This is a genomic window from Streptomyces sp. NPDC088707 (genome assembly GCF_044752725.1).
Taxonomy (GTDB): domain Bacteria; phylum Actinomycetota; class Actinomycetes; order Streptomycetales; family Streptomycetaceae; genus Streptomyces.
Genome location: NZ_JBIVLV010000004.1, coordinates 228,524 through 255,071 on the forward strand (window position 1 = coordinate 228,524; position 26,548 = coordinate 255,071).

General features: G+C 71.1%; 21 protein-coding genes and 3 pseudogenes. 12 read left to right on the top strand and 12 right to left on the bottom strand.

All coding sequences use genetic code 11. From position 1 onward, the window contains the following. The first annotated feature begins 182 nt into the window (after positions 1-182). The 3 genes from ACIP84_RS14890 to ACIP84_RS14900 all read left to right on the top strand — a co-directional run bounded on the left by ACIP84_RS14890 (position 183) and on the right by ACIP84_RS14900 (position 4,319). A complete protein-coding gene (locus ACIP84_RS14890) occupies positions 183-2,528 on the top strand; it encodes a SpoIIE family protein phosphatase (RefSeq protein WP_401798133.1) in 2,346 nt (781 codons plus the stop codon). A gap of 185 nt (positions 2,529-2,713) precedes the next feature. Further along, complete coding sequence (locus ACIP84_RS14895) at positions 2,714-3,082, top strand: STAS domain-containing protein (protein WP_355963410.1); 369 nt, start codon at positions 2,714-2,716, stop codon at positions 3,080-3,082. Positions 3,083-3,143: 61 nt separating this feature from the next. Next, positions 3,144-4,319: a PP2C family protein-serine/threonine phosphatase gene (locus ACIP84_RS14900; RefSeq protein ID WP_401798134.1), complete on the top strand. Its 1,176-nt coding sequence runs from the start codon at positions 3,144-3,146 to the stop codon at positions 4,317-4,319. A 116-nt stretch (positions 4,320-4,435) separates the two neighbouring features. Here the strand turns inward: ACIP84_RS14900 and ACIP84_RS14905 are convergent, their stop codons facing one another. After that, complete coding sequence (locus ACIP84_RS14905; RefSeq protein WP_355963415.1) at positions 4,436-4,948, bottom strand: MarR family transcriptional regulator; 513 nt, start codon at positions 4,946-4,948, stop codon at positions 4,436-4,438. A gap of 543 nt (positions 4,949-5,491) precedes the next feature. On the opposite strand from ACIP84_RS14905, the gene ACIP84_RS14910 reads away from it, so the two are divergent. Together ACIP84_RS14910 and ACIP84_RS14915 are read left to right on the top strand one after the other, a co-directional pair. Then, a complete protein-coding gene (locus tag ACIP84_RS14910; RefSeq protein ID WP_401798135.1) occupies positions 5,492-5,977 on the top strand; it encodes an ATP-binding protein in 486 nt (161 codons plus the stop codon). A 235-nt stretch (positions 5,978-6,212) separates the two neighbouring features. Beyond that, positions 6,213-6,638: an SsgA family sporulation/cell division regulator gene (locus ACIP84_RS14915; RefSeq protein WP_355963420.1), complete on the top strand. Its 426-nt coding sequence runs from the start codon at positions 6,213-6,215 to the stop codon at positions 6,636-6,638. Positions 6,639-6,689: 51 nt separating this feature from the next. On the opposite strand, the gene ACIP84_RS14920 is transcribed toward ACIP84_RS14915, so the two are convergent. Continuing rightward, a complete protein-coding gene (locus ACIP84_RS14920; protein WP_355963422.1) occupies positions 6,690-7,112 on the bottom strand; it encodes an ATP-binding protein in 423 nt (140 codons plus the stop codon). Positions 7,113-7,414: 302 nt separating this feature from the next. Here ACIP84_RS14920 and ACIP84_RS14925 point away from each other — a divergent pair, with 302 nt between their 5' ends. Beyond that, positions 7,415-8,251 (top strand): RNA polymerase sigma factor SigF, encoded by an 837-nt coding sequence (locus ACIP84_RS14925; protein WP_401798362.1) that lies wholly within the window; start codon positions 7,415-7,417, stop codon positions 8,249-8,251. 276 nt (positions 8,252-8,527) lie between these two features. On the opposite strand, the gene ACIP84_RS14930 is transcribed toward ACIP84_RS14925, so the two are convergent. The 3 genes and pseudogenes from ACIP84_RS14930 to ACIP84_RS14940 all read right to left on the bottom strand — a co-directional run. Next, the gene (locus ACIP84_RS14930) at positions 8,528-10,258 is read right to left on the bottom strand and encodes a thiamine pyrophosphate-dependent enzyme (RefSeq protein ID WP_401798136.1); all 1,731 of its coding nucleotides are present in this window, start codon (positions 10,256-10,258) and stop codon (positions 8,528-8,530) included. A gap of 32 nt (positions 10,259-10,290) precedes the next feature. Beyond that, positions 10,291-11,883: an FMN-binding glutamate synthase family protein gene (locus ACIP84_RS14935; protein WP_401798137.1), complete on the bottom strand. Its 1,593-nt coding sequence runs from the start codon at positions 11,881-11,883 to the stop codon at positions 10,291-10,293. Positions 11,884-12,024: 141 nt separating this feature from the next. Then, a pseudogene (locus ACIP84_RS14940) lies at positions 12,025-12,192 on the bottom strand (MerR family transcriptional regulator); the annotation flags it as partial. Between the two features lie 30 nt (positions 12,193-12,222). Here ACIP84_RS14940 and ACIP84_RS14945 point away from each other — a divergent pair. The 3 genes and pseudogenes from ACIP84_RS14945 to ACIP84_RS14955 all read left to right on the top strand — a co-directional run. Further along, positions 12,223-12,465: pseudogene (locus ACIP84_RS14945) on the top strand (oxidoreductase); the annotation flags it as partial. Positions 12,466-12,768: 303 nt separating this feature from the next. Next, on the top strand, positions 12,769-13,140 hold the full coding sequence (locus tag ACIP84_RS14950; RefSeq protein ID WP_401798138.1) for a hypothetical protein: 372 nt from the start codon (positions 12,769-12,771) through the stop codon (positions 13,138-13,140). A gap of 351 nt (positions 13,141-13,491) precedes the next feature. Further along, the gene (locus tag ACIP84_RS14955; protein WP_401798139.1) at positions 13,492-13,758 is read left to right on the top strand and encodes a hypothetical protein; all 267 of its coding nucleotides are present in this window, start codon (positions 13,492-13,494) and stop codon (positions 13,756-13,758) included. Positions 13,759-13,842: 84 nt separating this feature from the next. Here the strand turns inward: ACIP84_RS14955 and ACIP84_RS14960 are convergent, their stop codons facing one another. After that, positions 13,843-14,682 carry a LysR family transcriptional regulator gene (locus tag ACIP84_RS14960; RefSeq protein ID WP_401798140.1) on the bottom strand — a complete coding sequence of 280 codons (840 nt, stop codon included), beginning with the start codon at positions 14,680-14,682 and terminating at the stop codon, positions 13,843-13,845. Positions 14,683-14,787: 105 nt separating this feature from the next. On the opposite strand from ACIP84_RS14960, the gene ACIP84_RS14965 reads away from it, so the two are divergent. Next, the gene (locus ACIP84_RS14965) at positions 14,788-15,513 is read left to right on the top strand and encodes an SDR family NAD(P)-dependent oxidoreductase (protein WP_401798141.1); all 726 of its coding nucleotides are present in this window, start codon (positions 14,788-14,790) and stop codon (positions 15,511-15,513) included. A gap of 185 nt (positions 15,514-15,698) precedes the next feature. Here the strand turns inward: ACIP84_RS14965 and ACIP84_RS14970 are convergent, their stop codons facing one another. From ACIP84_RS14970 to ACIP84_RS14980, 3 genes are all read right to left on the bottom strand, one after another. Next, on the bottom strand, positions 15,699-16,508 hold the full coding sequence (locus ACIP84_RS14970) for a polysaccharide deacetylase family protein (RefSeq protein ID WP_355963441.1): 810 nt from the start codon (positions 16,506-16,508) through the stop codon (positions 15,699-15,701). A gap of 162 nt (positions 16,509-16,670) precedes the next feature. Then, positions 16,671-17,519 carry a pyridoxamine 5'-phosphate oxidase family protein gene (locus ACIP84_RS14975; RefSeq protein ID WP_355963443.1) on the bottom strand — a complete coding sequence of 283 codons (849 nt, stop codon included), beginning with the start codon at positions 17,517-17,519 and terminating at the stop codon, positions 16,671-16,673. Continuing rightward, entirely contained in the window at positions 17,516-18,865 is a 1,350-nt protein-coding gene (locus ACIP84_RS14980; RefSeq protein WP_401798142.1) for a globin domain-containing protein, read from the bottom strand. Before ACIP84_RS14980 ends, ACIP84_RS14975 begins: the two co-directional genes overlap by 4 nt. 443 nt (positions 18,866-19,308) lie before the next feature. On the opposite strand from ACIP84_RS14980, the gene ACIP84_RS14985 reads away from it, so the two are divergent. Continuing rightward, positions 19,309-19,893, top strand: a complete 585-nt coding sequence (locus ACIP84_RS14985; RefSeq protein ID WP_355963447.1) for a DinB family protein — start codon at positions 19,309-19,311, stop codon at positions 19,891-19,893. A gap of 78 nt (positions 19,894-19,971) precedes the next feature. On the opposite strand, the pseudogene ACIP84_RS14990 reads toward ACIP84_RS14985, so the two are convergent. The 3 genes and pseudogenes from ACIP84_RS14990 to ACIP84_RS15000 all read right to left on the bottom strand — a co-directional run. Then, positions 19,972-20,067, bottom strand: a pseudogene (locus tag ACIP84_RS14990) (2'-phosphotransferase); the annotation flags it as partial. A 400-nt stretch (positions 20,068-20,467) separates the two neighbouring features. Then, positions 20,468-23,173, bottom strand: coding sequence for a class III lanthionine synthetase LanKC (gene lanKC, locus ACIP84_RS14995; RefSeq protein ID WP_401798143.1), 2,706 nt, complete (start codon positions 23,171-23,173; stop codon positions 20,468-20,470). Between the two features lie 599 nt (positions 23,174-23,772). Next, positions 23,773-24,546, bottom strand: a complete 774-nt coding sequence (locus tag ACIP84_RS15000; protein ID WP_401798144.1) for a glycosyltransferase family 2 protein — start codon at positions 24,544-24,546, stop codon at positions 23,773-23,775. A 913-nt stretch (positions 24,547-25,459) separates the two neighbouring features. Here ACIP84_RS15000 and ACIP84_RS15005 point away from each other — a divergent pair. Beyond that, entirely contained in the window at positions 25,460-26,518 is a 1,059-nt protein-coding gene (locus tag ACIP84_RS15005; protein ID WP_401798145.1) for a phosphotransferase, read from the top strand. The last annotated feature ends 30 nt before the right edge of the window (positions 26,519-26,548 follow it).

The window sequence follows — 26,548 nt, forward strand, 5'->3', positions numbered from 1 at the left end:
GCGACGGAGACCCGTCTGCCGAGCTCCGTGGGGAGGGTGTTCCGGTCCCTGAGGCACGTCAAGCACGTGAGGCACGTGAGGCACTTGAGCTGCCTGAGGCACGTGAGCTGCCTGAGGTGTCCGACGTCTCGGGTTTCCCTCCCGCCGACGGTTCCCCTCCCTCCCCCGCTGGGCGCCCGCCGGTGCGTGACGAGTTCACCGACGGCCGGCTGGCCGCCACGGTGGAGCGGCTGCGCGGCGAGGTACGCGCAGCGCACGCGGCGACCGAGGGGCGCGCCCTGATCGAACTCGCCAAGGGTGTCCTCGTCGAGCGCCTGGGCTGCGGCCCGGCCCAGGCGGCTCGGCAGCTCACCGAGCTCGCCGACCGGGCCGGGCTCTCCCGGCTGGAGCTGGCCGCGGACATCATCAACGAGGCGGCCCGGGACCGGGTCGCCGAGGTCGCCGGCGACTTCGTGAGGACGACCATCGGCGAGCCCGGCACCGGCGGGCCCGCCGCCTCGGTCGCCGTGCGTCTGCGCACGGCGGAGAGCGCGGCGCTCAGTGCCGACGACACCCAGGCCGTCGCCGATTCCCTGCTCGCGCACGCCCTCGAACCCCTCGGCGCCGTCGCCGTGGCGATCTGGACCACCGGTCCGGACGCGTCGCTGAGCCTGCGCGGCCACGCCGGGTTCGGCGCCGACGAGGCGGCCCGCTGGCACTACGTCCCTCCCGGCGTGACCACAGCGGCCCGGCAGGCGCTGACCGGCCGCCGCACCGTCTGGTACCCCTCCCTGGCCGCCGCGGGCATCCCCTCGATCGGCCACGCGCGCCACCCCGACGGAGGCCGGGTCGTCGTCCCCGCCGGGACAGGCGGCCGTATCCACGGCGTCCTGGAGATCTGCTGGGCCCGCCCGCTGGAACCCCAGCCGCAGGCCGTGGAACGTCAGATCGAGGCACTCGCGGAACTCTGTGCCCACACTCTGGAGTCGCTGCCCGAACAGGCGGCCCCGGCGCCCTCCCTCCTTCCCGCCGGGGACGGCTCACGGGAGTTGGCCGAACTCTCCGACGGGCTCTACGACGCCGCCCTCGTCCTCACCCCGCACCTGGACGAGGCGGGGAGGCTCGCCGACTTCCGCATCCGGCACGCCAACGCGCACTTCCAGGACCCGGCGGGCCGCCCACGCAGCGCCGTCGACGGGGTGCTGCTCCTGGAGGCGTACCCCGCGACGGCCGACGAGAGTGAACTCTTCGAACGGATCGAGCGGGTCTACGCCACCGGCGAGCCCTTCCGCGCCCGCCGCACCCGGCTCACCGCCCTGGTGGACCAGGTGCCGCTCACCACGCTCGCCGACGTCAGCATCAGCCGGCACGGCGGGAGCGTCCTCCTCATCTGGCGCGTCGAGGACGAGTCCGCGCGCCTGGCCAGCCTGTTGCAGCACGCCCAGCGTCTCGGCCGGGTCGGTGCCTTCGAGGAGGACGCCCTCACCGGAGACATCACCTGGCACGGCCAGCTCTTCGAGCTCTTCGGCCGTCGGCCGACGGAGGCACCGGTCGCCCTGCGCGACCTGGCCGACCACGCCCACCCCGACGACTCCGGCACCATCCGGCAGTTCCTCCAGACGGTGCTGCAGCAGAGGCAGGTGGGCTCCGCGGCCTTCCGTATGCTGCGGCGCGACGGGGTCACCCGTCACATCAGGGTGACCGCCGAGCCCGCCCAGGGCGTCGACGGCGGCCTCGAGACCATCCGAGGCGCCTACCAGGACATCTCGGCGCAGCACTGGACCGAGGTCGCCCTCACGGCCACCCACGACCGGCTGGTCGCCACGGAGGAGGCCGCCGAGGAACGCAACCGGCTCACCCTCCAGCTCCAGCACGCCATCATGCCGCCGGTCAAACCGCCGCTCGACGCTCCGTCCCTGGACGTCGCCGTGCGCTACCGCCCGGCCGAATCCGAGTCCCTGGTCGGCGGCGACTGGTACGACGCCGTCGTGCTGCCCTCCAAGAAGGTGCTCCTGTGCGTCGGGGACGTCGCGGGCCACGGAGTGGAGGCCGCCACCGGAATGGTGGTCCTCCGCAACGCCCTCCGCGGCCTCGCCGTCACGGGCGCCGGGCCCGGACAGCTCCTGTCCTGGCTCAACAACGTCGCCCACCACCTCACCGCCCACGTCACGGCCACCGCCGTCTGCGGGATCTTCGACCCCGGCACCCGCACCCTGCGATGGGCCAGGGCCGGGCACCTGCCACCGGTGCTCGTCCGGGGGAACGAGGCGGTCGACCTGCCGCTCCTGCGAGGACTGCTGCTGGGGGCGCTCGCCGAAGCCGAGTTCGAGGAGTCGGAGCTCCGGCTCGAACCCGACGACATCGTGCTGATGTACACGGACGGTCTCGTCGAACGACGGGACACCCCCGTCCAGGACTCCGTCGCCCAGCTGCTCGCCGTCGCCCAGTTGCCGTCCGACAGCCTCGAACAGCGGCTGGACCAGCTGCTGGCACGCAGCAAGTCGGACACGGACGACGACACGTGTGTGGTGGGTGTGCAGGTGTACTGAGCGTCCGGGCGCCCCGATCCCGGACGTCCGCCGACGACCGCCCGCCTCACGCCCCCGGACCGTCCCCTTGGACCGGCCCCCCCGGACCCCCGGACCGTCCCCCTGGCCCCCCCGACTGTCCGCGCATGACCGTCCCCCAGACCGTGTGCCCAACGACCTACCCCCCACCCCGGAAAGCAGGGAACATGCTCGAGCGAGAACCGAACCTGGATGTCGACGTCGAGATCCGCGACGCCCGCACCGCCGTGCTGTCCGTAGGAGGTGAGCTGGACATGGAGACCGCCGGGCGGCTCGACGACCACCTGGCGGAACAGTTCGGCCAAGGACGGCACCATCTCGTCCTCGACCTGTCCGCACTCGACTTCATGGACTCGTCGGGCCTGAACGTTCTCATCAGATCGGTGCACAGAGCACGGGAGGCCGGCGGAGACCTGTATCTCGCCGCGCCGAACCCCGCGGTGCGACGCATCCTGGAGATCACCGGGCTGACGACGACGCTCCCGCCGCACGACCGCGTGTCGGAGGCGTTGGCCGCGGCCGGCGCCGGGAGATAGCGGAAGGGACCGGGGTCGCCGGGCCCCGGACCGAGTCCACGCAGGAAGGAAGAGAAAGACCGTGCACGAGATCGCCGACGTCGAGCAGGCGCTCCGCAGGGCGGCTCCGCACCAGCTGGTGAGCGTCGTCGAGGACGCCCTGCGGAAGCAATGCGACGCCCTGCGGGTGGAACTCCGCCTCGCCGACTACAGCGTGCGGACGCTCCAGCTCGTCGGGCGTGGCCCCGGAGCGGAACCGTCGGTCCCGATCCACGACAGCCCCCAGGGACGCGCGTTCGGCGCCCAGGAGCCGTACGCCGTCGAGGGTCCCTCGTCGGTCCTGCTCCACCTGCCCGTCACCGTCCGCGGGGACCGGCTGGGCGTCCTCACCGCCGAACTGTCCCCGGAGACCGACCTCCGACCCCTGCTCCCCGGACTCGCCCAGGTCTGCGATGCGCTCGGCCACGAGATCCTGGTCGCCGAACGTGACACGGACCTGTACGTCCTGGCCCGGAGGGCGAAGCGGCTCACGCTCGCGGCGGAGATGCAGTGGCAGCTCCTGCCGGGCCGCTCGTGCGCCCGCCCGGAGTTCGCCCTCGCAGCCCATCTCGAACCCGCCTACGCCATCTTCGGGGACAACTACGACTGGTCGGTCTCCGACGGCCGGCTGAGCCTCACCGTCACCAACGGCATGGGCGAGGGCATCGAGGCGGCCCTGCTGACGAACCTCGCGATCAACGCGCTCCGCAACGCCCGCCGGGCCGGCCTCTCCCTCGCCGACCAGGCCGCGCTGGCCGACCAGGCCGTGTACGCGCAGTACCGGGGCGGCGCCTTCGTGTCGGTGCTCCTCCTGTCATTCGACCTGGCCACGGGCGAGGTGGAGGCCGTGGACGCGGGTTCGCCCCGCCTCTGGCGGCTGCGGGGCCAGTCCGTCGAGTCCATCGGCTTCGAGGCGCAGTTGCCCCTCGGCATGTTCGAGGACACCGTGTACGTCCCCGAGCGGTTCACCGTGCGGCCGGGGGACCGCCTGCTCCTTGGCAGCGACGGCGTGTACGCCGCCGTCTCGCCGGCCGGGGAGAGCTACGGCGACCGTGCGCTGGCCCGCGCGTTCAGGGGGACGCGTCTGCTGCCGCCCACGCACGTCCCGCAGGCGATGCTCCGGGAGCTGACCACCCACCACGGCGCCAGCTCGTTGGAGGACGACGCCCTCGTCGTCTGTCTCGACTGGAACGGCGCCGAGTCGTCGGCTGCCGGGTGACGGCTGTATCCGCCGACGTCGGCTCCGGACCCCGCTCCGGTGCTCCGAGTCCCGCTCCGGTGCTCCCGCTCCCGCCCCGGCTCCGGACGGGCGTACACCTCGGCGGCGCGCGGAGATCAGGCCGAGCTGACGTCCTTCAACGGCGTGCGCGGGCGGGACGCGGCAGTCGGCCCGCTCCGCTCCAGGGCCTGGTGGAATCCCGTGAGCCCGCGCAGCAGGGCCTTGCGGCTCGGCGGCGACATGTCGGCGATGACCGCGAGCAGGGCCTTCTCCCGCTGGGCCCGGAGCTCCCGCAGGTACGCCTTGCCCTGCACGGTCAGATGCAGCTCCAGCTGCCTCCGGCTCACGGGGCTGGGCAGGCGCTGGACGAAGCCCAGCGCCTCCAGCCGGTCGCACATGCGGCTCACCGAGGGCGGCGCGGAACCGAGCAGGTCGCCGAGGGTGCGCAGGCTGATGCCCTCCTCGCGGTCCAGGCTGTACAGCACGCGCAGCTGACTCGCCGAGACCGGTGTCGCCGACACCATGTCCCTGCCGCGCTCCCACAGCACCTCCAGCAGCTCGATGAGCTCGCGGGCGGCTTCGGCCGCCTGCTGCGGCTCCCGCGCGGACGGGGCGGCGTTGGTGTTCATGCCTGCCGACACTCCTCGGGAGTCCGGGACCGAGGACATCGGCCTTGCGACGGACCGGTCATCTCCACATCACTCCAGAAGGCGGTACGGATCCGGTGGATCGACACGTGACAGCGGAAGGCGCACTGCGCGCGGCGACACCACACCTCCTTCCCGGCCCCCTCCGTACCAGTCTCACGCAGCTGTACGCCGCCGTCTCCTCCGCCGACCTACGGCTCATCGACTGCGGATTCCACTGCCCTGCGTCCCGTGTCGCCGGTCCGGGCACCCGCCGGATACCGTACGTACCCGTGGACGCGAGCCCCGCCGGTCGCGTCCTGCGCACGCAGCAACCATATCCGTCCGTGATGTCGGGCCTACGGCGGCCGTTCACCCGCCCGTCACGGCCACGTCCACGGCCGGCGTTCGACCTCCGGACCCATGGGCCCGGATGCGTTACCAAGGTGTGATCCGTGTTGAAACCGGTGTGGAAACCATGAAGAGGGGAAAGGCGGGGTACGAGGTGCCCAGCGCACCCCACCGAACGAGGGGAGTACCAGCGTCATGACGGACGCGATGACCGCGGAGCCTGCGGCGCGGGACCCCCTGCTCTCTGCGAGTGTCGTCTACGACGACGCCGCCGGCGGTGGTGCGATCGCCTCCGCCCGGGCCTTCACGGCAGACTTCCTCGCGGCAGCCCCGTCCGTGCGGCGAGCACCGGTGACCAGCGAGCGCGTCGAGCTGGCGCAGCTGGTGGTGAGCGAGCTCGTGACCAACGCGCTCCGGCACACGGTCGGCCCCTGCCGCCTGCTCCTGGAACTGCGTGAGGACACCCTGGAGATCTCGGTGTTCGACCGTGAGGCCGCCGCTCCCGTACCCCGCGGACACGATCCCCGCCGGATCGGACAGCACGGCGTGGAGATCGTCATCGCCGTCTGCGAGAGCCTGAGCGTGGAGCCGCACCCGGAGGGGAAGCAGGTCCGGGCCTGCCTCTCGCTCCTGCCGCAGTACGCCGACACGGCGGCCCCGGCGGACCGGCACCCGCACTGACAAACGCCGAACCGCCGGCGGACGGACCCCGGCTCGCCGACCCCTGACGGACGTTTGCTCCTGCGGCTCCTGCGGCTCCTGCGGCTCCTGCGGCTCCTGACGGGCCCTGCTCCCGCGACCTTCACGAGATCGCGACGCCATCGGCGCATCCGTCTCGTACGCATGAGGTGTAGCAGGGACGGGACGGGTCAAGCGGACACCGCACCCTCGTCACGTCCCTCAGCCGGAGGACCTCATGCCCCAGCCCCCCGTCGCGCCCCTTCCCTCGCCGCGCGTCCTCACGCAGCCCATGTCCATGGAGCTGCTGACCCCGGACGCCGCGGTCCCGATCGACACCACCGTCACTTACACCTCCCGCGACCCTCACGCACTGAGCATCGTCTTCCACCTCCCGGGCGATGAGCCCGTCGTGTGGCGCGTCGACCGTGAGATGGTCCTCGCCGGATCGCTGACGGCCACCGGCGCGGGAGAAGTCCACCTGCGCCCCGCTCCCGACGGCCGGCTCCTCCTGCGGCTCGGCCCCGCCGGTCACTGCGCCATGGTCAGGTGCGACCAGGAGGGCATCGCCCGCCTCGTACGCGACACCTTCGCCCTCGTGCCGCAGGGTACGGAGGAGAAGCACATCGACTGGCAGCCCCTGCTCGCCTCTCTCAGGCGCTGAGGTGAGGCGCGCCGACAGCCGCCGTACGCGGACGCGTGCAACGCGCGTTCCTCATTCGGGCCGGGCGGGCGGGGGCGGGCCGAAGCAGGCGGTGACGTCCTTGCCCCGCGGGCAGGAGCGGATCCGCACATCGTCGGCGAGCGCGCCGATCAGGAGCATGCCGCGGCCGCCCAGGGCGTCGTCATCGGGGTGGCGCTGCTCGGGGACACGGGACGACGCGTCGTGTGCGGTCACGTGCAGGCACTCCTCGTCCCACGTCAGGATGAGCTGCGCGTCGCTTCGGGCGTGGACGTGGGCGTTGGTGACCATCTCGGAGACGGCGAGCACCACGGAGTCCAGCAGGTCCGGTGCGGTACGGTCCCAGCCCAGGGTCGCCAGATGCTCACGTGTCCAGTCGCGTGCCGTCTTCACGCTGCTGCCGATAGGGAGCGATCGGGCCCAACCGACGGCTCGCATCGAGGGATCGCGTTCCATGTCTCTCCTTAGGACGACCGTTACAGGACCTCTTTCCTGTCCCTTCCTTCTGCCCAGCGACCTGCGGAAGAAGCGGGCTCCGACGCCCTGCGGCCCCGACGGACATTGTGGGACAGACTGCTGAGTTCCCCTCATATCCGGTACGCGCGACCCGGCGAGCTCACCCCGGTTCCGCGCCTCGGGAAATCTCTCGATAAATTTGTTGGTGTGGACCTCGCGGCTCCGGGTAGGCGAGCTGACACGGGGCCACGACTCCCGGTTCGGGACACACGTGAAAGGGGAAAGGCGTGACGCTCACCATGATGTCGGCCAAGGGAATCGAGGCCGGAACGGGATCGCTCCCGGTGATCCCGGATGCGTTGGCAGTCGCGCCGAAGGACGCACGCGCCCTGTCGAAGGTCTTCTTCCAGGAGCTCACGGTGCTGGAGGAGGGAACGCACGAGTACCAGTACGCGCGTAACACCCTCATCGAGATGAACATGAGTCTGGTCCGCTACGCGGCCGGGCGGTTCCGTCATCGCGGCGACGAGATGGAGGACATCGTCCAGGTCGGCATGATCGGACTGATCAAGGCGATCGACCGCTTCGAGCTCTCGCGGGAGGTCGAGTTCACCACGTTCGCCGTGCCCTACATCGTCGGGGAGATCAAGAGGTTCTTCCGGGACACGTCCTGGGCGGTGCACGTGCCCCGCCGCCTGCAGGAGGCCCGGGTGGAACTGGCCAAGGCGACGGAGGAGCTGAGCACGCGCCTGGGCCGGACGCCGACGGTCAAGGAGCTCGCCGAGCTGATGAGCCTCACCGAGGAGGAGGTCACCGAGGCCCGGCTGGCCTCCAACGGTTACAACTCCTCGTCGCTCGACGCCGCGCTGAGCGGCGAGAGCGAGGACAGTGAGGCCTCCCTGGCCGACTTCATCGGCAGCGAGGACCCCGCCATGGAGCTGGTGGAGGACTTCCATGCCCTGGCCCCGCTGATCGCGGAACTCGACGAGCGCGACCGGCAGATCCTCCACATGAGGTTCGTCGAAGAGCTCACCCAGTCCCAGATCGGGGAACAGCTGGGCTGCTCCCAGATGCATGTCTCCCGCCTGCTCTCACGTACCGTGCAGCGCCTGCGCCGGGGTCTGCTCGAGACCGGCTGATCCCGCCGCCTCCTGCGCGGATCGACGCGCGCAAGCAGGGCGTCTGCCAGGCGAAAGCCTCGGGGCAGGCGCCCTGTTGCATGCCCAGGCGCGAACCGGGGGCGCATCGTGGGCACCATCGCGTGGACCCTCATGGACCCTCATGGACTCTCATGGGCCAGCCAGCCAGCCAGCCGGCCGGTTCGGCGAGGTGGACCTCGGTGTCGGCGCCATGCATGTGAAGGAGGGCCCGAACACACGGTGTTCGGGCCCTCACTCATGCCGGGAACGCGCCGCTCAGCTGCTGCCCGAAGACAGGTTCTCCTTGATCTTGGCGATGGCGAAGCCCCAGCCCTGGGACACGGTCGGCTTGCCGGGTACGGCCACCTCGGCGGGGTTCGTCAGGACGTCCAGGAGCACCGGGCCGGGAACGGCGAGAGCGCGGCGTACGGCCTCGTCCAGTTCGCCGGGCTCGGTGACACGGATTCCGGTCAGCCCGAGCGCTTCCGCCACGGCGGCGAAGTCGGGGTTGTCGAGAACGGTCCCGAACTCGGGAAGTCCGGCCTGTTCCTGTTCGAGTTTCACCATGCCGAGCCGGCGGTTGTCGAAGACCACGAGCTTGACCGGAAGCCGCTCGGACCGGATCGTCATCAGGTCACCCAGCAGCATGCTCAGACCGCCGTCCCCGCAGAAGGCCACGACCTGGCGGTCGGGTGCCCACAGCTGGGCGCCGATGGCCTGGGGCATGGCGTTGGCCATGGAGCCGAGGTTGTACGAGCCGATCAGCCGGCGGCTGCCGCGCATCCGGACGTGACGCGACAGCCACACCGTGGCCATGCCGGTGTCGGAGGTGAAGATCGCGTCGTCGGCGGCGTGACGGTCCACCGCCGCCGCCAGCGCCTCCGGGCGGATCTCCTCGTCCCGGTTGTCCAACAACGCCCGCATCCGCCCGAGAAGACGCTTGTCGTGCGCGGGGTCGGCAAGGCCCGCCTGGCCCTCCTGCCAGTGCAGGAAGCGCTCGCGGGCCTCGTCGAGGTGGGTCCGGGAACCTATCGGGGTGAGCAGTGGCAACAGGGCCCGCAGCGTCGCACCGACGTCCCCGGCCAGCCCCACGTCCACGGGGACCCGGCGGCCCAGGTGCTCCTCCCGGACGTCGATCTGCACGACCCGGCAGTCCGCCGGGTACCAGTCGCGGTAGGGGAAGTCGGTGCCCAGCAGGATCAGCGTGTCGCAGGTGTCCAGAGCGTGGGCCGCGGCCGGGTTGCCGATGAGGCCGGTCTGACCGACCTCGTACGGGTTGTCCTCCTCGTACCCCTCCTTGGCCTTGAGCGTGAGCACCATCGGCGCCGCGAGGAGCTCCGCGGTGCGCAGCACCTCCGCACGGGAGTCCCGGGCGCCGCGCCCCACGAGGAGGGTGACCCGGGAGCCGGCGGCGATCGCCTCCGCCGCCTCTGCCAGCGCCGGGTCGTCGGGACGGGTCACGGCCGGGCGCGGCAGCGCGAACCTCGGCGGCCGGTCGTCCTCGACCTTCTGGTCGCCGAGGTCCCCGGGGACGGTCAACACCGCCACGCCCCGGCGGGTCACGGCCGCTCGTACGGCGGACTCCAGCAGCCTCGGCATCTGGGTGGGGGAGGTCACCGTGGCCCGGTACACGGCCACGTCCCGGAACAGCAGGTCGTTGTCCACCTCCTGGAAGTAGTCGCCCCCCACCTCCGACAACGGCACCTGGCCGCAGATCGCCAGGACCGGGGCCCCGCTCTTGGCGGCGTCGTACAAGCCGTTCAGGAGGTGGACCGAGCCGGGCCCCACGGTGCCCATGCAGACGCCGAGCTCGCCGGACAGCTGGGCGCGGGCGCCGGCCGCGAAGGCCGCGGCCTCCTCGTGGCGGAAGCCGGTCCACTCGATGCCGTCCGTGGTCCGGATGGCGTCGGTGAGGGGATTGAGGGCGTCGCCGACCACGCCGAAGACATGGCCGACGCCAAGGTCGGCGAGCCCGTCGACGATCACCTGGGCAACGGTACGAGTCATGGGGTCACCTTTCACGAAGGACGACGACCGGGTCACCGGGGGGTGAACCGGTCGGGATGAGCCGCGTTCCAGTCGCCTGCCCACGAAGGCGGAACCGATGCAGAAGAGAGGAGCTGCCCCGCTTCGAGCGGTACGTACAGGTCGGCGTGGGACCGTACGGTGTCCGGTCCGACCCGGCGCAGCAGCATCCCGGGCGCCAGGCCGCCCGGCTCGTCGACGCCCATGGCGGCCATGATCTGCAGGGCGCTCTTGACCGTCGCCTCCTGGAAGCGCTGGACGCGGCGCGCCTTGTCGCCGACGTCGAGGGCCCGGGCGCGCCGGGGGTCCTGGGTGGCGACGCCGACCGGGCAGGTGTTGGTGTGGCAGCGCTGGGCCTGGACGCACCCGAGGGCGAACATCATGGCCCGGGCCGAATTGGTGTAGTCGGCCCCCTGGATCAGCCGCTTGACGATGTCGCCGCCGGTGGCGATCTTGCCGGAGGCGCCGATCCGGATCCGGTCGCGCAGTCCCGCGCCGACGAGGGACCGGTGGACCGTCGTCAGTCCCTGGGTGAGGGGGAGCCCGACGGTGTCCGCGAACTCCAACGGAGCGGCCCCGGTGCCGCCTTCGGCTCCGTCGACGACGATGAAGTCGGGGGTCACGTCCTCCTCGAGCATCGCCTTGCAGACGGCGAGGAACTCGCGGCGCGATCCGACGCACAGCTTGAACCCGACCGGCTTGCCTCCGGCCAGCTCCCGCATCCGGCCCACGAAGCGCACGAGCTCCCTCGGGGTCCGGTAGACGCGGTGGTACGGCGGGGAGATCACGGTGCGGCCCTCGGGGACGCCGCGGGTCGTGGCGATCTCCCGGCTGACCTTGGACCCGGGCAGCACGCCCCCGATGCCGGGCTTGGCGCCCTGGCTGATCTTCAGCAGGACGCAGGCGACCTGGTCGAGGGCCGCCTTCTCGGCGAACTGGCGTGGATCGAAGTCGCCGTCCTCCGTGCGGCAGCCGAAGTACCCCGTGCCGATCTCCCAGACGAGGTCCCCACCGGCGGCCAGGTGGTGTTCCGATATCCCGCCCTCGCCGGTGTCGTGGGCGAAGCCACCGCGCCGGGCGCCCTCGTTGAGGGCGCGGACCGCCCGGCCCGACAGGGAGCCGAAGCTCATCGCGGACACGTTGAGCAGGGCCATGCCGTAGGGCCTGCTGCAGTCGGGGCCGCCAATCCGCACCCGGGGCGGTTCCTGGGACACGGGGCGCGGGGCCATGGAGGGGACGAGGTAGTCGGTGCCCGGCCGGTACAGCTCCAGCTCCGTGCCGAAGGGGTCCTCCGCGTCGGTTCCCTTGGCCCGTTCGTAGACGATGGAACGCGTGTCCCGGTCGAAGGGCGAGCCGTCGACGTTCCGTTCCACGAAGTACTGCTGCACCTCGGGACGGATCTTCTCCATCGCGAACCTCAGGTGCCCCAGGAGCGGGTAGTTGCGCAGGATCGAGTGGCGTCGCTGGACGATGTCGTACGACGAGACGGCGGCGAGCAGGAGCGCGGGGCCGGCCGCACACCACCACCAGGGGGACGACAGGACGGCGAGGAGGCCGGTGGCGAGGGCGGCGACGGCCGGCAGGACCACGAGAAGAAGCGTCAGCATGCGGGCCGTCTGTCCCGGATCGACCGCGCCAAGCCCGCTGGGACAACGGCGCCCCACGCGGGAGCCCGGCAGACCCGGCGGTCCGCGCCGCCCGGGTCCTCCACCGGCACGGCGCGCACGGCGCGGCCGGTCACACCTGCCTCAGGCAGTGGGATCCCAGAGTCCGCCGGCTTCGTCACGGGCGAGGTGCTCGGCGTAGACGCCGACCTTCCAGGCGATCACGGCCCGGCACTCCTCCAGCGCCCGGATCTGCGCGTCGACGCGCTGTTGATGGGTGTCGAGCAGTCCCAGGCGCTCCGCCTCGTTGCCCGCATCAGCGCCCTCACCGACCGGCTCGACCTCGGCGACGACTTCAAGACCCCCTCCCAGGGCGCTGCCACCGGCCTGTGGGCCGCCACGTCCCCGCTCCTCGACGGGCGCGGCGGGCTCTACCTGGAGGACTGCGACATCGCCCGCGTCTCCACCTCCGACCAGCCCATGGACGACGGCGGCGTCCGTGCGTACGCCATCGACCCCGACGAGGCGGCACGCCTCTGGGACCTCTCCGTCGCCGCGACGGGGGCCAGGCCGATCCTCCCGTGAACCGGCGCCCCGCGTGGAGTCCGGGAGCCCAGAGGAGTGGACGAGGCCGACACGGTCGGTGTCCGCGGGGGAGGGCTTGTGGTTAGGCTGATCTCCTGGTCCGCCAGTCGGGGCCGGTCCCGACTGGTGCGACGGCGCAGAGGCGACCTGGACGCGCTGTTCCCGGGCTTGCTCGACTCCGTACCGGGCGGGGCTCGACCCACCCACGAGACCACAGGAGCCTGACGTCGTGAACAGCCCCTTCGGCACCTCGGTGCCCCGGCGTTCCTCGCCACCGTCACCGCGGCGATCGCGGGAATCGTCATGAGCAACGGCGGGATCACGGACGCATCTCGTGGACGGACGCGCGCCGAGCGGGTGACCGAAGGGCTGACTGTCGTCATGGCGTCGGCCCTCGCGTTCGCCCTGCTGGCCGGTCCGGCCCTGGTCTTCGGCACGGCCACCTGGCATCTGGTGACGGACACCGGTACCACTGCGTTCAGCCGGGCCGCCGTACCGGTCATCTTTCTCGCGCTGACAACGGCTCCGTTCGCCCTGGCCCGGTTGGTGTTCCGCTCGGGTCGGCGCAGAGGCAGGGACCGCTTGACGGCGGCGACCCCGGCGGCGCTGACCCTGCTCGCGGGGTCCGTCGTACCGCTCGCGGCTCTGTGGCTGATCTTCGCGTACGCGGACTGACCTGCCCGGCCTCCCCACCGGCCAACGGATGCCCGCCGTACCAGGGTGAGCGCTCGGGCATCGGACCGCATCGGGCCTGGGGCGCAGTCGGGCAGTTCAGCCCGCACCTTCCCCAGGCGCCGGCATCCACGCACCTTGGTCGGCTCGGTGAGGCGTACGCATCACAGGCGGTCCGTATGACGGCCGCCTTCAGGGGGTGGACGCTGCGGTGCCGCCGACGAGCGGGGTTACTCGAACGGCACCGACTGCACGGGCACGTAGACCCCGCGTACGGCCGGCGAGCCCTCACGGCGGGTCACGCCGGACAAGGCTGCCACGACCCACAAGCCCGGCAGCACCGTGGAGGTGCGGATGGCGAGGGGCGGAGCTCATGAGCTGTCGGGCTACGCGCTGGGCACGTGGATCACCGTCACCGGGCTCATCCTCGGCACGTTCCCGGCCCTGTCGCTGTCCTTCCGCGCCAGCCCGCGGGACCGCACAGGGAGCCACAACGGCGACTACGTCCTGGTCTTCATCGTCGCCGAGGTCGTCGCGCTCGTCCTCGGATGGGCCGCACCTCACGACGGTGGGAGCCCTTCGTCGGCCGCACGACCGAACTGGGGCTGCCCGACACGGTGATCGACCGGCTGGGCCGTCCCCGGTGCTCGTCGGCGGACTTCCACGCGCGAAGTGTTCGGCCAGGTCGCGCCCTCCTGCCGCTGGTCAGAGGCGTGTAGCGGTGCGGACGAGGTCGGCGACGGCTTTGGATCTGCTGTGTGGTGGCCAGGCGATGACGGTTGTGACAGCCGGTGCGTCCGGCACCGGCACCGTCGCGTGATCGTCACGCAAGTGGGCTCGGAGGGACTCGGGCACGACCGCGCAGGCCCGGCCGAGCGCGATCAGCTGGAACAGCTGGGTGTGGTCGCGCACCTGCGGGCCGGGTCCGTCCGGATAGCCCCCGTCCCGTCGAGGCCAGCGCGGCAGGGGCAGGTCCGTCAGGGCGGTGACCTCGGCCATCGACGTACGGGGTCGGTTGGCCATGGGGTGACCCGCGGGCAGGACCACGATCTGCTGTTCGGTGTGCAGGTCCTCGGTGTCGAGTCCGGCCGTCGTGTCGAAGGGCCGCTGGAGCAGAGCAACGTCGGCACGCCCGTCGCGCAGCAGCCTTTCCTGCTCGCCGGGCCCGCACAGCATCACCTCGACGGTGGCCGCGCCGGGCTCGGCCGCGTACGCGGCCAGCAGCTTCGACAACAGTTCGCTGGACGCTCCGGCTTTCGTGGCCAGCACCACACCCGGCGTTCCGGCAGCTGCGCGGCGGGTGCGGCGCTCGGCTGCTGCGACCGCGTCGAGTGCGGCCCGGGCCTCGCGGAGAAGCACCGACCCGGCCTCGGTCAAGGCGACTGCGCGAGCAGTGCGGTGCAGCAGAACCACTCCGAGCCGCCGTTCGAGCTGCTGGATCGCCCGCGACAGCGGTGGTTGCGCCATGGCGAGCCGCTGCGCCGCCCGCCCGAAGTGCAACTCCTCCGCGACGGCGACGAAGTACCGTAGCTCCCGCGTCTCCATTGCGTCAGCGTATCCGGCGCTCACCTCGGCTGATATCCGTGCGGTATCACCGCCCACCCAGTCGGTCTTGGACGTCCTCCCCGGGTCCGCACCACGCTTCGTGACATGAGTGAACAGACGATCGCGCTGGTGACCGGTGCGAACAAGGGAATCGGATGCGAGATCGCGGCGGGCCTGGGCACCCTCGGCTGGCGCATCGGCGTGGGCGCGCGGGATCGACTGCGCCGCGACACCGCGGTGGAGAAGCTGTGCGCGGCCGGGGCCGACGCGTTCGGCGTGCCGCTCGACGTGACAGACGACGCGAGTGCCGCCGCCGCGGCCGAGCTGATCGCCGACCGCGCCGGGGGGCTCGACGTCCTGGTCAACAACGCCGCGATCACCGGGGGTATGCCACAGACGCCCACCAACGTCGATCCCGCGACCGTTCGAGCCGTCGTGGAAACCAACGTGATCGGGGTCATCCGCGTCACCAACGCGATGCTGCCCTTGCTGCGCCGCTCGGCATCGCCGCGGATCGTGAACATGTCCAGCAGCGTCGGCTCGCTCATTCTGCAGACCACGCCCGGCATCGACATGGGCCCGATTCCCCCTGCGTACGTGGCGTCCAAGACCTTCCTCAACGCCGTCACCGTCCAATACGCCAGGGAACTCGGCGACACCGACATCCTGATCAACTCCGGCTGCCCCGGCTTCACCGCCACCGACCTGAACGGCTTCCAAGGCGTCCGCACTCCCCATCAGGGCGCGGCGATCGCGATTCACCTCGCGACCCTGCCCGACGGCGGACCGACCGGCGGATTCTTCGACGACGGCGGATCAGTGCCCTGGTGACAGACGTACTGCTGGACGATCGCTGAGGAGGGCCGGGGACGTTTCCCCGGCGCTGATCCAGTCGTCCTTGGAAAGCTCTCGGCCCACGGTCCGCTGCGGGGGCGACGTGACCGGCCGTAGGCCATCGGGGGACGGCGCCCCGGTGGCCGAGGCGCCGGTCACGTACCCGCCGAGCCGATGGCCCCTCAGGGAGCGGTTCGTACAGGGAAGCTGAAGGTGCGTCCCTGTTCCTTGAGCCACGGCAGAATCTGCTTGAGGGCCTCGACGGTCTGACCGCGGTCGCCGCCGCCGTCGTGGAAGAGGATCGTCGGTCCGTTGGACAGCTCGTGCTTGACCGTGCCGACGATGGCGCTCGTGCCGGGCTTCTCGAAGTCCTTGGTGTCCACGTTCCACCCCAGCGGCCGCATCCCCGCCTCGGCGGCGATGCGCCGGCTGTCGGGGGTGAACGCGCCGCCCGGCGCCCGGTAGTACTCCACCTTCGCGCCCCCGGCGGCTTCCTCGATCATCCGCTTGGCGTCCAGGATCTGCTGCTTCTGATACGCGACGGACTTCTTGTCCATCGCGGTGTCGTGGGACGTGGTGTGGTCGCACAGGCGGTGCCCGTCCGCGACGACCCTCTTGACCAGGTGGGGAAACTCCTTTGCCCGCGGTCCGACCATGCAGAACACCGCCTTGACGTTGTGCTGCTTGAGGACCTCGAGCACCTTGGGCGTCCACTGCGGGTCGGGACCGTCGTCGATGGTGATGTTCACGGCTTTCCCGCCTGCCTCGGCGGCATGGGCGATGCCCTGGGGCATCCGCACCTTCGACACCGGCGGCGGACCGGATGCCGGCTCCTTCGTCCGTTCCTCGGGTCCGGACCCCTGCGAGCCCGCCCCCGTCCGCGCGGCGGCCTCGGTGTCCGTCAGCGCGGTGGCCCCCCACGCCGCCAGGCTGATCGCGACCGCCGAAGCCGCCACGGCTATGTGCGCGGTGTACTTGCCCTTCAGCCCCATGTCCTGCCACTCCTCGCCTGTTCTCTACGCTCTCCCGGATAAGGGGACGGTAGAGACGGCTGGAAGGTTTCACCCGACCGGGCCCCAAGAACGGAAACCTGCAGCGTGAGGGGCTCGGGCAGAACCTCAGGCAGGGGCCTCAGGCAAGGCTCAGGCAGGCTCTCAGACCGAGGTGCTTCTGCGGAACCAGCCGCTGAACGGCGCCGCCCCCGCCGTGGATTCCACCTCCGCGCCGCTGCCGGAGACCGCGCCGTCGCCGAGGCCGTACCGCTCGGCTCTCGCCAGTACCCTCTCCGCCTCCGCCCGCCAGGTCGCCGCATCCGCGTCCGGGCGGGGTGGCGGCAGGAAGGGACCGCGCTCCGTTGCCTCGGAGGCCGCTCCGAAGAAGTCGCCGCCCTTGCGCTTGAAGTCGTCCGTTCCCCACGGGCGGCCGTGGCCGCGCGCCGGAACCTTCTGGAGGTGGGGGATGTGCTTGGCGCAGTGGATGTACGCCTCCTCGACGGTGATCACCACCCACACCAGCGCCCGTCGGCCGGGCACTTGGTCGGCCGGGAGCCAGGGGTGGGCGCGGCGCATCTCGTCGTCGGCCACGCTCGTGGCCCGGCCGTTGACGTGGAGCCCGATGCGGTCCCGGAGGAAGTCGACCATGAGGATGCCGACCTGCGGGTTCTCCTCGATGTTGCCCAGGCTGGCGTGGACGCCGTTCCCTCGGTACTCGGGGTAGGCGAGCGTCTCGTCGTCCAGGACGTGGAGGAATCCGGGCGGCCCGGCGCGGAAGGTGTTGTCGCACGCGCCGTGTCGGTCGGCGGTGGCCAGGAAGAACATCTCCTGCCGGTTCACGAACTCGCGCATCCGGGAGTTCAGCCGGTCCAGGACCTGGTCGGCGTAGAAGCGGTCCGCCCGCTCCGTGGTGCCCATGCGCTGCTGGACCAGGTGTTCGCCGTCACTGCCCGGGCGGATGGTACGCAGGGTCGTCGTCCCCTGCTGCCCGGCGTGTTCGAAAGTACTCACGTCGTTGCCCCGACCAGTTCCTCGATGGAGTCGTGCCGTATGCGGTGGGTGGGGATGCCGATGCCCACGAGGGTGTCGAGGCTGCTCCGGATCATTCCGGGCGGGCCGGACAGATACGCGTCGTGGGTGTGCCACGGGCCGAACTCGCGTATGGCCTGCGGGATACCGCCGGACAGCAGGCCGACGGGACCGTCGTCCAAGACCGGGCGCACCGAGAGCCAGGGGTGCGACTGCTGCAGGCGGAGCATCGTGTCGATGTCGTAGAGGCCGTTGTTCCGGCGAGCGCCGTAGAACACGTCGACGGAGCGCCGCCGGCCGTGCCGGGCGACATCCTCCACCAGCGCCTTGATGGGCGCGATGCCGGTGCCGCCACCGAGGCACAGGAGCCCGCTGTCACTGGTGTGGTCCACGGTCATGGAACCTGCGGGAGGACCGAGCCGGATGACGTCTCCGGTACGGGCGCGGTGGACGAGGGAGTTGGAGACCCAGCCCGCCGGTACGGCCTTGACGTGGAAGGAGAGGAGCCCGTCGGAACGGGGCGCCGAGGCGAAGGAGTAGTGCCGCCAGACCCGAGGCCACCAGGGGGTCTCCAGGGTCGTGTACTGCCCGGCGAGGAAGGGATACGGCCCGTCGGGCCGGACCGTGACGACCGCGACGTCCTTCGTACGCATGACATGGGCGACCACCTCCGCCTGCCACCAGGCCGGGGCACGGAGCTCGTCCTCGGTCGCCGCGTCGATCATGATCTGGGAGATCGTGGTGTAGGCGCCCACCCAGGCGGCCTCGGTCCGTGGCCCCCAGGTCTCCGGGGCGTGGCGGGCGAGGGCCCCGATCAGGGCCTCGCCGACGGCCGGATAGTGCTCGGGGAGGGTGCCGTACTTCCGGTGCCCGCGACCGAGGTGGGTCAGATACGTGGTCAGGGTGACGGGGTCGTCCGCGTGGGTCGCGGCGGTGAGCAGGGCCTTGAACAGCCGGTCGCGCTGGGTGTCCATCGCGGCGGGGAAGAGGTCCCGCAGGGCGGGGTGGCGAAGGAAGAGCAGCGCGTAGAAGTACGAGGTGACCCGGTCCGCGATCGGCTCGATCTCGGCCATCGTGCGGCGCAGCAGCTCCGTGGCGGAGGGGACCTCTGCGGCTGCCGCTCTCGGTGGAGGGGCCGAGGCCGGGGCCGCGGCTGGTCGGTGTGCTGCGGGCTGCGCGGACTGCGGGGCCGACCGGTCGGTCGCCGGGTGCCCGGACGGCTGGGGCCCGGGCGTTCCCATCGGACCCTGCCCGAACCAGCCCCCGCCCTGACCGCCGGCGGCACCGGAACCGTAGCCGTCGGCCGACGGGGTGGTCGGAGCTTCCATCGGTCTGCCTCGCCTCGAACGTCTTTGGTCGGTCTTCGTCCCGGGGTCTGCATGTGCCCCGTTTTCTTGTCGCCACGTACTCGACGAGTACTCGGACAGGTGAGCGGGCCCGACCATACCCCGCCCGTCGGAATTCCGCGGATTCCCCCGACTGCCCCCTCAGGGAAGGTGTTTCGGCTGGTCAGAGGCTGGTTACTGTTGAGTTGGAAGGGTCCGAGAGCGGTTCCGGTGAGGCAAGGGTGAGGAATTCACCGACCGAAAACTCACGCCGTGACCCGAACTTCTCCACATCTCCACCGACCGGATCGGCGGCGGGCCGGCGGTGTTCGTGCCGGTGAAACCGGCCCATCCCCATGGCGGCCCCGGCCGGCGGCTCTCCCGGTCGTCGCGGACCACGTAGGGGATCTTGAGACTGCGATCAGCCCATGGCAGGCTCAAGCCGCATGATCGTGGAATTCGCGAAAGACACCCTGCACGGGAGACTGCGGAGGGACCGCACGTCGCTGCTCTGGAAGCTCGACGGCCTGTCGGAATACGACGCCCGTCGGCCTCTGACGGCGACGGGGACCAACCTCCTCGGCCTGGTCAAGCACGTGGCCACCGTCGAGGCCAGGTACTTCGGCGAGGTCTTCGACCGCCCCTCCCCGGAACCGCTGTCCCGGTGGCAGGACTCCGACGGCAGCGATCTGTGGGCGACCGAGGACGAGACCCGCGACCAGATCGTCGGGTTCTACCGGCGGACGTGGGAACACTCGGACGCGACGATCGACGAGCTCCCCCTCGACGCCCCCGGCCACGTGCCGTGGTGGCCGGAGCCTCATGCCGACACGAACCTGTTCGCCATCCTGGTCCATGTCCTCGGTGAGTCCGTCCGGCATGCCGGCCACGCCGACATCCTGCGCGAGGGCCTCGACGGCCGGACCGGGATGCGTCCCGAACTCGAAAGGCCGATCGACGAGGAAGCACGTGCGGCCTACTGCGCGACGATCGAGCAGGCCGCCAGGTCGGCCGCATCGATCAAGGCGTAGAGGGTGTCCCACACGACGTGATGTACGTGCGGCACGACGGGCTCGCGCCTTCTCGCCCTCCTCTGCCTGGCCGCCGCGTGTCAGATCGACGCGGCCCCGTTCACGCCACGGGACAGCGACCCTCTCCGCGTCGGGAGCGAAACCCAGTGCGTCCAGCTGCCGCCAGGGGTCGTGCCGTCTTCGGGGCTTGACGAAGGACCGCAGGACAGGGGAGCGCCGACCGCCCGGACCGGAGAGATCCGCGCGGATGTCCTCGGCTCCCTCACCCCGCCCCATGGACGCAGGCTGACCGGGCGCGGGCCCGGGGGTCAGTGCCGCCGGGCCCGGCCATCCAGGGTGCCGGCTGGTTACATCGGCTCGGGGAAGATGTCGCTGATGCTCCATGCGACGCTGAAGCAGGGCGGGAGGGAATGGGCTTCCGGCTCGGTGTCCAGGGCCTGGAGCGCGAGGATCTGGCTCATGGGTGCTCTTCACCTTCTTCTCGGGTTGTGTCGGTCGGTGACTGCGTACCTCGGCACCTACGGAGTTGCTCCCCGCAGTGCCCAGGTGTTCATGGAACGCCCGCCCGGAGCTGTCAGGGGACTGCGAGGCTCCGGGGACGCGCGTGGTGAGGCTCCGTCAGGAGTGGTCCGGCCAGCAGACGGCGGAGGGCCAGCAGGACACCGGCTCCGCCACTGGACAGGTCGGCGGTGAACCGCTGCGAACCCGCACCGAGGAAACGGACACCACGCCGGTACGGGACCGCGTACTTCACCAGACCGGTCGCGGCGCGCACCGCGTCCTCGCGGGCGCCGTCCGAGCCGGTGAGCTCGGCGTGTTCGGTCAGGCACCAGCTCAGTCCGGCCAGCCCCCGGTACAGGCCCGCCTCCTTCGTCGCACAGGAGACCCGGATGCCGGCCAGCAGCTTCGGCAGTGCGGCGGCGCAGCGTTCGTCCGGCGCGGTGGCCACGTAACGGGTCAGCACTGCCGCGACGCCGGCCGCGCCCGTGGCCAGGTACGGCATCGCGCGGGTGAGCTGCGTGTTGTCGGAGACGGACAGGGAGCCGTCGTCCAGCGGAAACGTGCGGTCCAGCTCCTGGTGGAGCAGCACGCGGCCCGCCTCCAGGTAGCGGGCCTCGCCCGTGTCGCGGGCCAGGCGGTGGAGGAAGAGGGCGAGCCCCGAGCGGCCGTGCAGCAGGCCGCGGGCGTCGTGCTCGCCGAGGGTGGCCTGCAGGTCGGGGGTGCGCAGCAGGAGCTCCCCGGCTACTGCGGCCCGCTCCAGGTGGCAGTTCTCCCCGGTCAGCCGGTGCAGGGCGAGCCAGCCCAGGCCGACCCCGGCCCGCCCGCCGGCCAGCGTGCTGCAGGAGCCGGTGAGTGAGTGGTCGTCGGCGCCCCGGAGCAGGTCGACGGCCTCGTCCAGGAGGCCGAGGTCGGCCAGCACCCGGGCGATGCCGGCCGAGCCGACGAGCAGACCCGGGGGCAGCGCGTCGCGCTGCGCCAACGTGTCGCGGCGCAGCCGTGCGCGGATCTCCTCCGGCACCGCAGTCCCGGCGCGGTGCAGGGCGTGCACCACCCCGGCCGTGCCGTAGGCCAGACACACGTTGTTGGTACGGAACGCTTCGGGCGAGGGCGGGAAGGCCCACTCCGGCCGGTCGGCGTCAGCCATCTCCAGCAGCCCCGCGGCCACCTCCGCGGACAGCCGGGTGAGGCAGCCGCGCGGGTCGGCGTCCAGCTCGGCGGCGGAGGGCAGACGGTCGGGACCACATGGGTCCTGCGCCTGGCCGTGTGCGACGTACTGTGTCTGGTCCTGCGCCTGGCCGTGTGCGACGTATGGCACCTGGCTCCGCGCCTGGCCGCGTGCAAGGTACTGAGCCTGGTCCTGCTTCTGGTTCTCGGCCAGGAGGAAGGCGGTGGCCCGCTGCCACAGATCCTGCGGTGGAGCCACGTCCGCCAGGTCGCGGCGCAGCAGCGCGAGGTGGGCGGGCGCGTGTTCGGCTGTCTCGTTGAACGGTGCCAGGAGGGCGAAAGCGACCGCCGACATGCCGTACCGGTCCTGGAACAGCGGATCGGACGCGGCCCGGAGCAGGCCCGGCGGCGGCGTGAACCCCGGGGTGCCCATCCCGGACGGTGCCGCGGACAGGGCAGAGGCCGCCTCGAAGTCCACCAGCCGGACCCCGCCCGACGGCGTGACCATGACATTGCCCAGGTTGAGGTCACCGAACCGGTAGCCGGCGGCGTGCAGCCGCTTCAGCGAGCCGTCCAACGCGGTCAGCAGGCGTCGGCACACCTCGTAGTACACGGCGACGGACTCGGTCGTACGGTCGGCGCGGGCCAGCGGGGAAGACCGGCTCAGCCAGCCCACCAGAGGCTGCCCTGCGACGTACTCGGTGACGAGGAAGTCGTGCTCCCACTCCGTGAAGTGGTCCAGCGGCTCCGGGCCCACCCCGGGGGCGGCCGCATGCAGCTCGCGCAGCACGCCGTACTCGTGCCGAAGCCGCTGCTGCGCGTCGGTCCCGTCGAAGACCAGGCCGTTGTGAGCGCGGGCCTCCTTGAGGAAGACGGTGCGGCCGGTACGCCGATCCCGGGCCTGGTACGTGCCGCCGGCGTTGCTCAGGCGCACCGCGCGGGTCACCTCGTAGTCGCGGATCAGGATCGGGCCCTCATGCGGCTTCTCCTCCCCCTCGACGAAGGGGTCCGTGATGCCCGCGGGCAGTCGGAAGGCGGGCAGTCGCAGATCGACGACCTCACGGCCGGAGCCGTCGAGGACCAGCCCCTCGCGGGTGCCGTCGGCCCGCAGCCGGCTGCGGGCACCGAACGAGCCGTAGCGATAGTGGACCGTCCGCGAGTCGCGAAAGCGCCGGTCGGTGAGGACGTACGGTCCCTCCTCGCCGTCGAGCGCGTCGCGCAGGCGTTCCATCAGCCGACGGGCGGTCGCCGTGTCCGGCGGGTAGAGGGCACAGAACTTGCCCGCCTGGGCGCGTGAGGCGTGTTTGTGATGGAGGAACAGGAAGAAGAGCCGGGCACTCAGGTGCTTGAACGGCACACCTTCGGAGAAGCAGATCCCGGCGACCGTGTCGAGCACGTGCTGCGCCCGGTCCAGCCGCGCCGACACGTGGATCTTCCATCCCTGATCGGCGAGTCCGGTCCGCAGACTGCCCCAGGCCGTCCAGAGGCCCTGGGCGGTGCCGTGCAGACCCGGCGGCACCTTGCCGGGAGCGAAGCGCGGCCCGGGGTCGGCCACGCTGGGCAATGGCAGGTAGTATTCCCGGTCCGCGAGCGCTTCGCCGAAGCCTTCGAGCACGGAATCTCCTCGCAGGGTGGTGAGGGGCGGCCATGACGGCTGTGCCAGACGCTAGGGCGGGCGGGTATGGAACCGGTTGGCGGGCGGCATGCGACCGGTATCAGGCAGGGAGGCTCGGGCTCGAATGTGCGATGGGGTGTCGTGGCCGCGGCGCTGCCGCGCACCATGGTCGAAGTCGTGAAGCACTCGTGAAGCACTGCGGTGCCGGCGAGCGGACCGGCATCACCGACAGCACGGAGATCCGGGCCGACGGCCTGTCGCAGGACGGAAGAACCGGGACCGAGACATCTCTCTGGCTACTCGTACAAGGAGATGTACGAGCACCACACAGGGCGCGCTGCTCGCGACGCGCTCCGGATCGAGCAGCACGACATGGTGCCCCTGAGGAACTGGCGTCCCATGAGCCGCTACCTCGGCCACCGCGAGCAATGAGCGACGTGGCCCGGCCACGGGTGGCCTCCAGCCCCCTCAGCAGACCGCGAACCTGCTCCCCGCAAGGCAGAGGTGAGTATCGCCCCTCGCAGCCGTCCTCGACGTCCCGCCGCCTTCAGCGCACGTGCGGGATTCCGGGTACGGGTACGGGTACGAGTACATACACCTTAGATCCGGGAGTTGCGCAGCGACTGCCACACAGCACCGGCCAGCGCCCGCGTCGCCCGGGGGACCGACAGCCCTTCGTGCTGTCGGTACAGCTCCCAGTTGTACGGGACCAGGGACAGCTTGTTGGAGGACAGCGAACCCGCCTGATGGGCCCGGTACACCGCAAGCGGCTCCGTGAGGCCCCGGGCCTCAGCGCCGTCCCGCATGATCGACAGCCACAGGGCGTAGTCCTGCCGCTTCCGCATCTCCGGCATCAGGCGCGTGCCGAGGGCGTTGCGGTCGTACATGGCGGTCAGCGCGCCGATGTAGTCACGTACCAGCATGGCGCGGTAGTCCACGTGCTCCCGCGCGCGGACGATCCGTCCGTTCGGCGTGAAGTCGACGCTCTCGCCGTCGTAGTCGGCGTCCATCTTGTAGTACGAGGTGAACGTCAGGGGCGCATCGCCCGCCGCGGCGAACTCGATCTGCCGCTCCGTCTTCTCCGGAAGCCACAGGTCGTCGCTGTCGAGAAACGCGACGTAGTCTCCCTGGGCCCGCTCGATGGCGAGGTTACGCGCCCGGCCGGCACCGCCCTGGACCGCTGCCGACTCCGGCTTGACGCGCTCGTCCTGCCGGGCGAACTCCATGAGCAGGTCGAAGGAGTCATCGGAAGACTTGTCGTCGGTGACCAGCAGCTCCAGGTCGGTGTGGGTCTGCGAGAGCACCGACCGAACCGATGCGCCGAGCGTCGCCGCCGAGTTGTACACGGGCATGACGACGGACACCAAAGGCACAGCGCTTCTCCTTGCTCGGTCAATGACGACTTCCATTCAAGCACTGGAATGGTAGTGGAAGCTGCCATGCGTGTTGTTCTCGCTGGTCAGGGGCACGTGGGGCGGCCGCAGGCGCCTTGAGGGACGAAAGCGGAGGACAGCCCGAGGCCGAGCGTGACCTCATCCCGATCCAGCACGACCGGGTTCGCGCTGCGGCAGCTCGTTCCGCGGCCGACGAGACGCTGAGTGCTTCGTTTCGGCGGCCCGCAACCACCTCGGGCGCTACCGGGGCCATGAGGCGGTCTCAGCCTTCGTGCGCCCCGGTGCTCCTACAGGCAGGAGGCGTGCGCCCGCACCGCTCGCATGCGCCTTCCGTAGAACGAGGGGGACTGGGCACACTCGGCTGGTCTGTCCGTCCGATGGCACCAGGGGGAGTAGTGGCTCGAACGCAATCGAAGTGCGGAGCGCTCACGCAGAAAGGGACTCGGTGTCAGCGCCTCGCCATGATCGGAGCGTCCAGGTGCGACCGTCACCGTGGCGAGTGGTCCTCCTACGAGGTTCAGAAGCGCAAGGCGAAGAGGACGTAGAACCAAGGAGCAGCCGGTCGCCGGCCCGTTGGAGGACCGTCGAGGGCGAAACGGTGACAGGTCATGACGACTGAGCTGCGGGACAGAGACCACCAGTCGGATGTCGGTCCAGGCCGGATCAAGGACCAGGAAGGCAGTGGCGCTGACTGACGAAAGGGCCTCCTAGCTGCGGATTCTCCGCCGGGTAGGAGGCCTCTTCATAGCCTGGGGCCGGTGCGGCCAGGTGCCTACCCCGCCCCTCGGGCGAACGACGCTACTTCCCGCACCAGACCAAGCAGGACCTGGGCGCGGCGCGGGCGCTCGCTTCGCTCGCTCGCGCAGGCGAAGCGAAGGCTACGCTCGTCGGCATGCTGAACCGTCTTCCGTTGAGTGAATCGCTGCTCTCCACCGTGGGCTCCCCCGAACAGGCCGAACTCCTGGACAGCAGCCCGCGGTCACGGGTGTGGCGGGTGCGGCTGACCGACCGGCGGCTGGTGATCGTCAAGCAGATCACCGACGACGGGGACACGGGCGCCGACGCGAGCACGCGCTTCGCGCGTGAGGTCGCGGGGCTGCGCCTGGCGGGGCGGACTTCCGGGCTCGCTGTGGCCCCCGCGGTGCTGGCCACGGACCTGCCTTCGCGGGTGATGGTCCTTGAGCACGTGAACGACCTCGGCAGGACGGACGACTGGATGCCGGGGTACGCCGAGTCGCTCGCCCGGCTGCACGCCCTGACCGGGCCGGCCGACGCGGGCGCACTGCCGGTCTGGTCGGGGCCCACGGCCGCCGACGCGGAGTCCTTCCTCGCCCTGGCCAGGGCACTCGACGTACCCGTCCCGTCTACGGTTCCCGCTGAACTCGCCGATCTCCTGGAGCGGTTGGACCCCACGCCGCACCATGCGCTGCTGCATGGCGACCCATGTCCTGGGAATGATCTGCGCACTGCCGAGGGCGTCCGCTTCGTCGACTTCGAGCGGGCCTCGCTCGGCAACGGCCTGGTCGAACTCGCGTATTTCCGCGTCGGCTTCCCCACCTGCTGGTGTGCCATGTCGGTCACCGCGGCCCCGCTCACGGAGGTCGAGGACGTATACCGAACGACCTGGCGCGGCCTCACCGGGAAGGACGTTCCGGGTGACCTCGCCGACGCGTGCGCAGGCTGGCTCATCCAGGGCGACGCGCTCGTCGAGCGGGCCCACCGCGGGACGGTCGACCAGCTTGCCCGGGTGCCCGCCGAGGACTTCGAGTGGGGTTACGTCTCCGCTCGTGAGCGGCTCGTCCACCGCCTGGGCGTAGTTGCCGACATGACCCGCGACCACGATCACCTGCACGCCATCGGCCGACTCAGCTCCGCCCTGGCCGACCGCATGCTCGAACGCTGGTCGAAACTGCGCCCCCTGCCCACGGCCGACGCCCGCCCTTGGTACTAGGTTCTGTCGTCAAATGTCACGCCCACATCA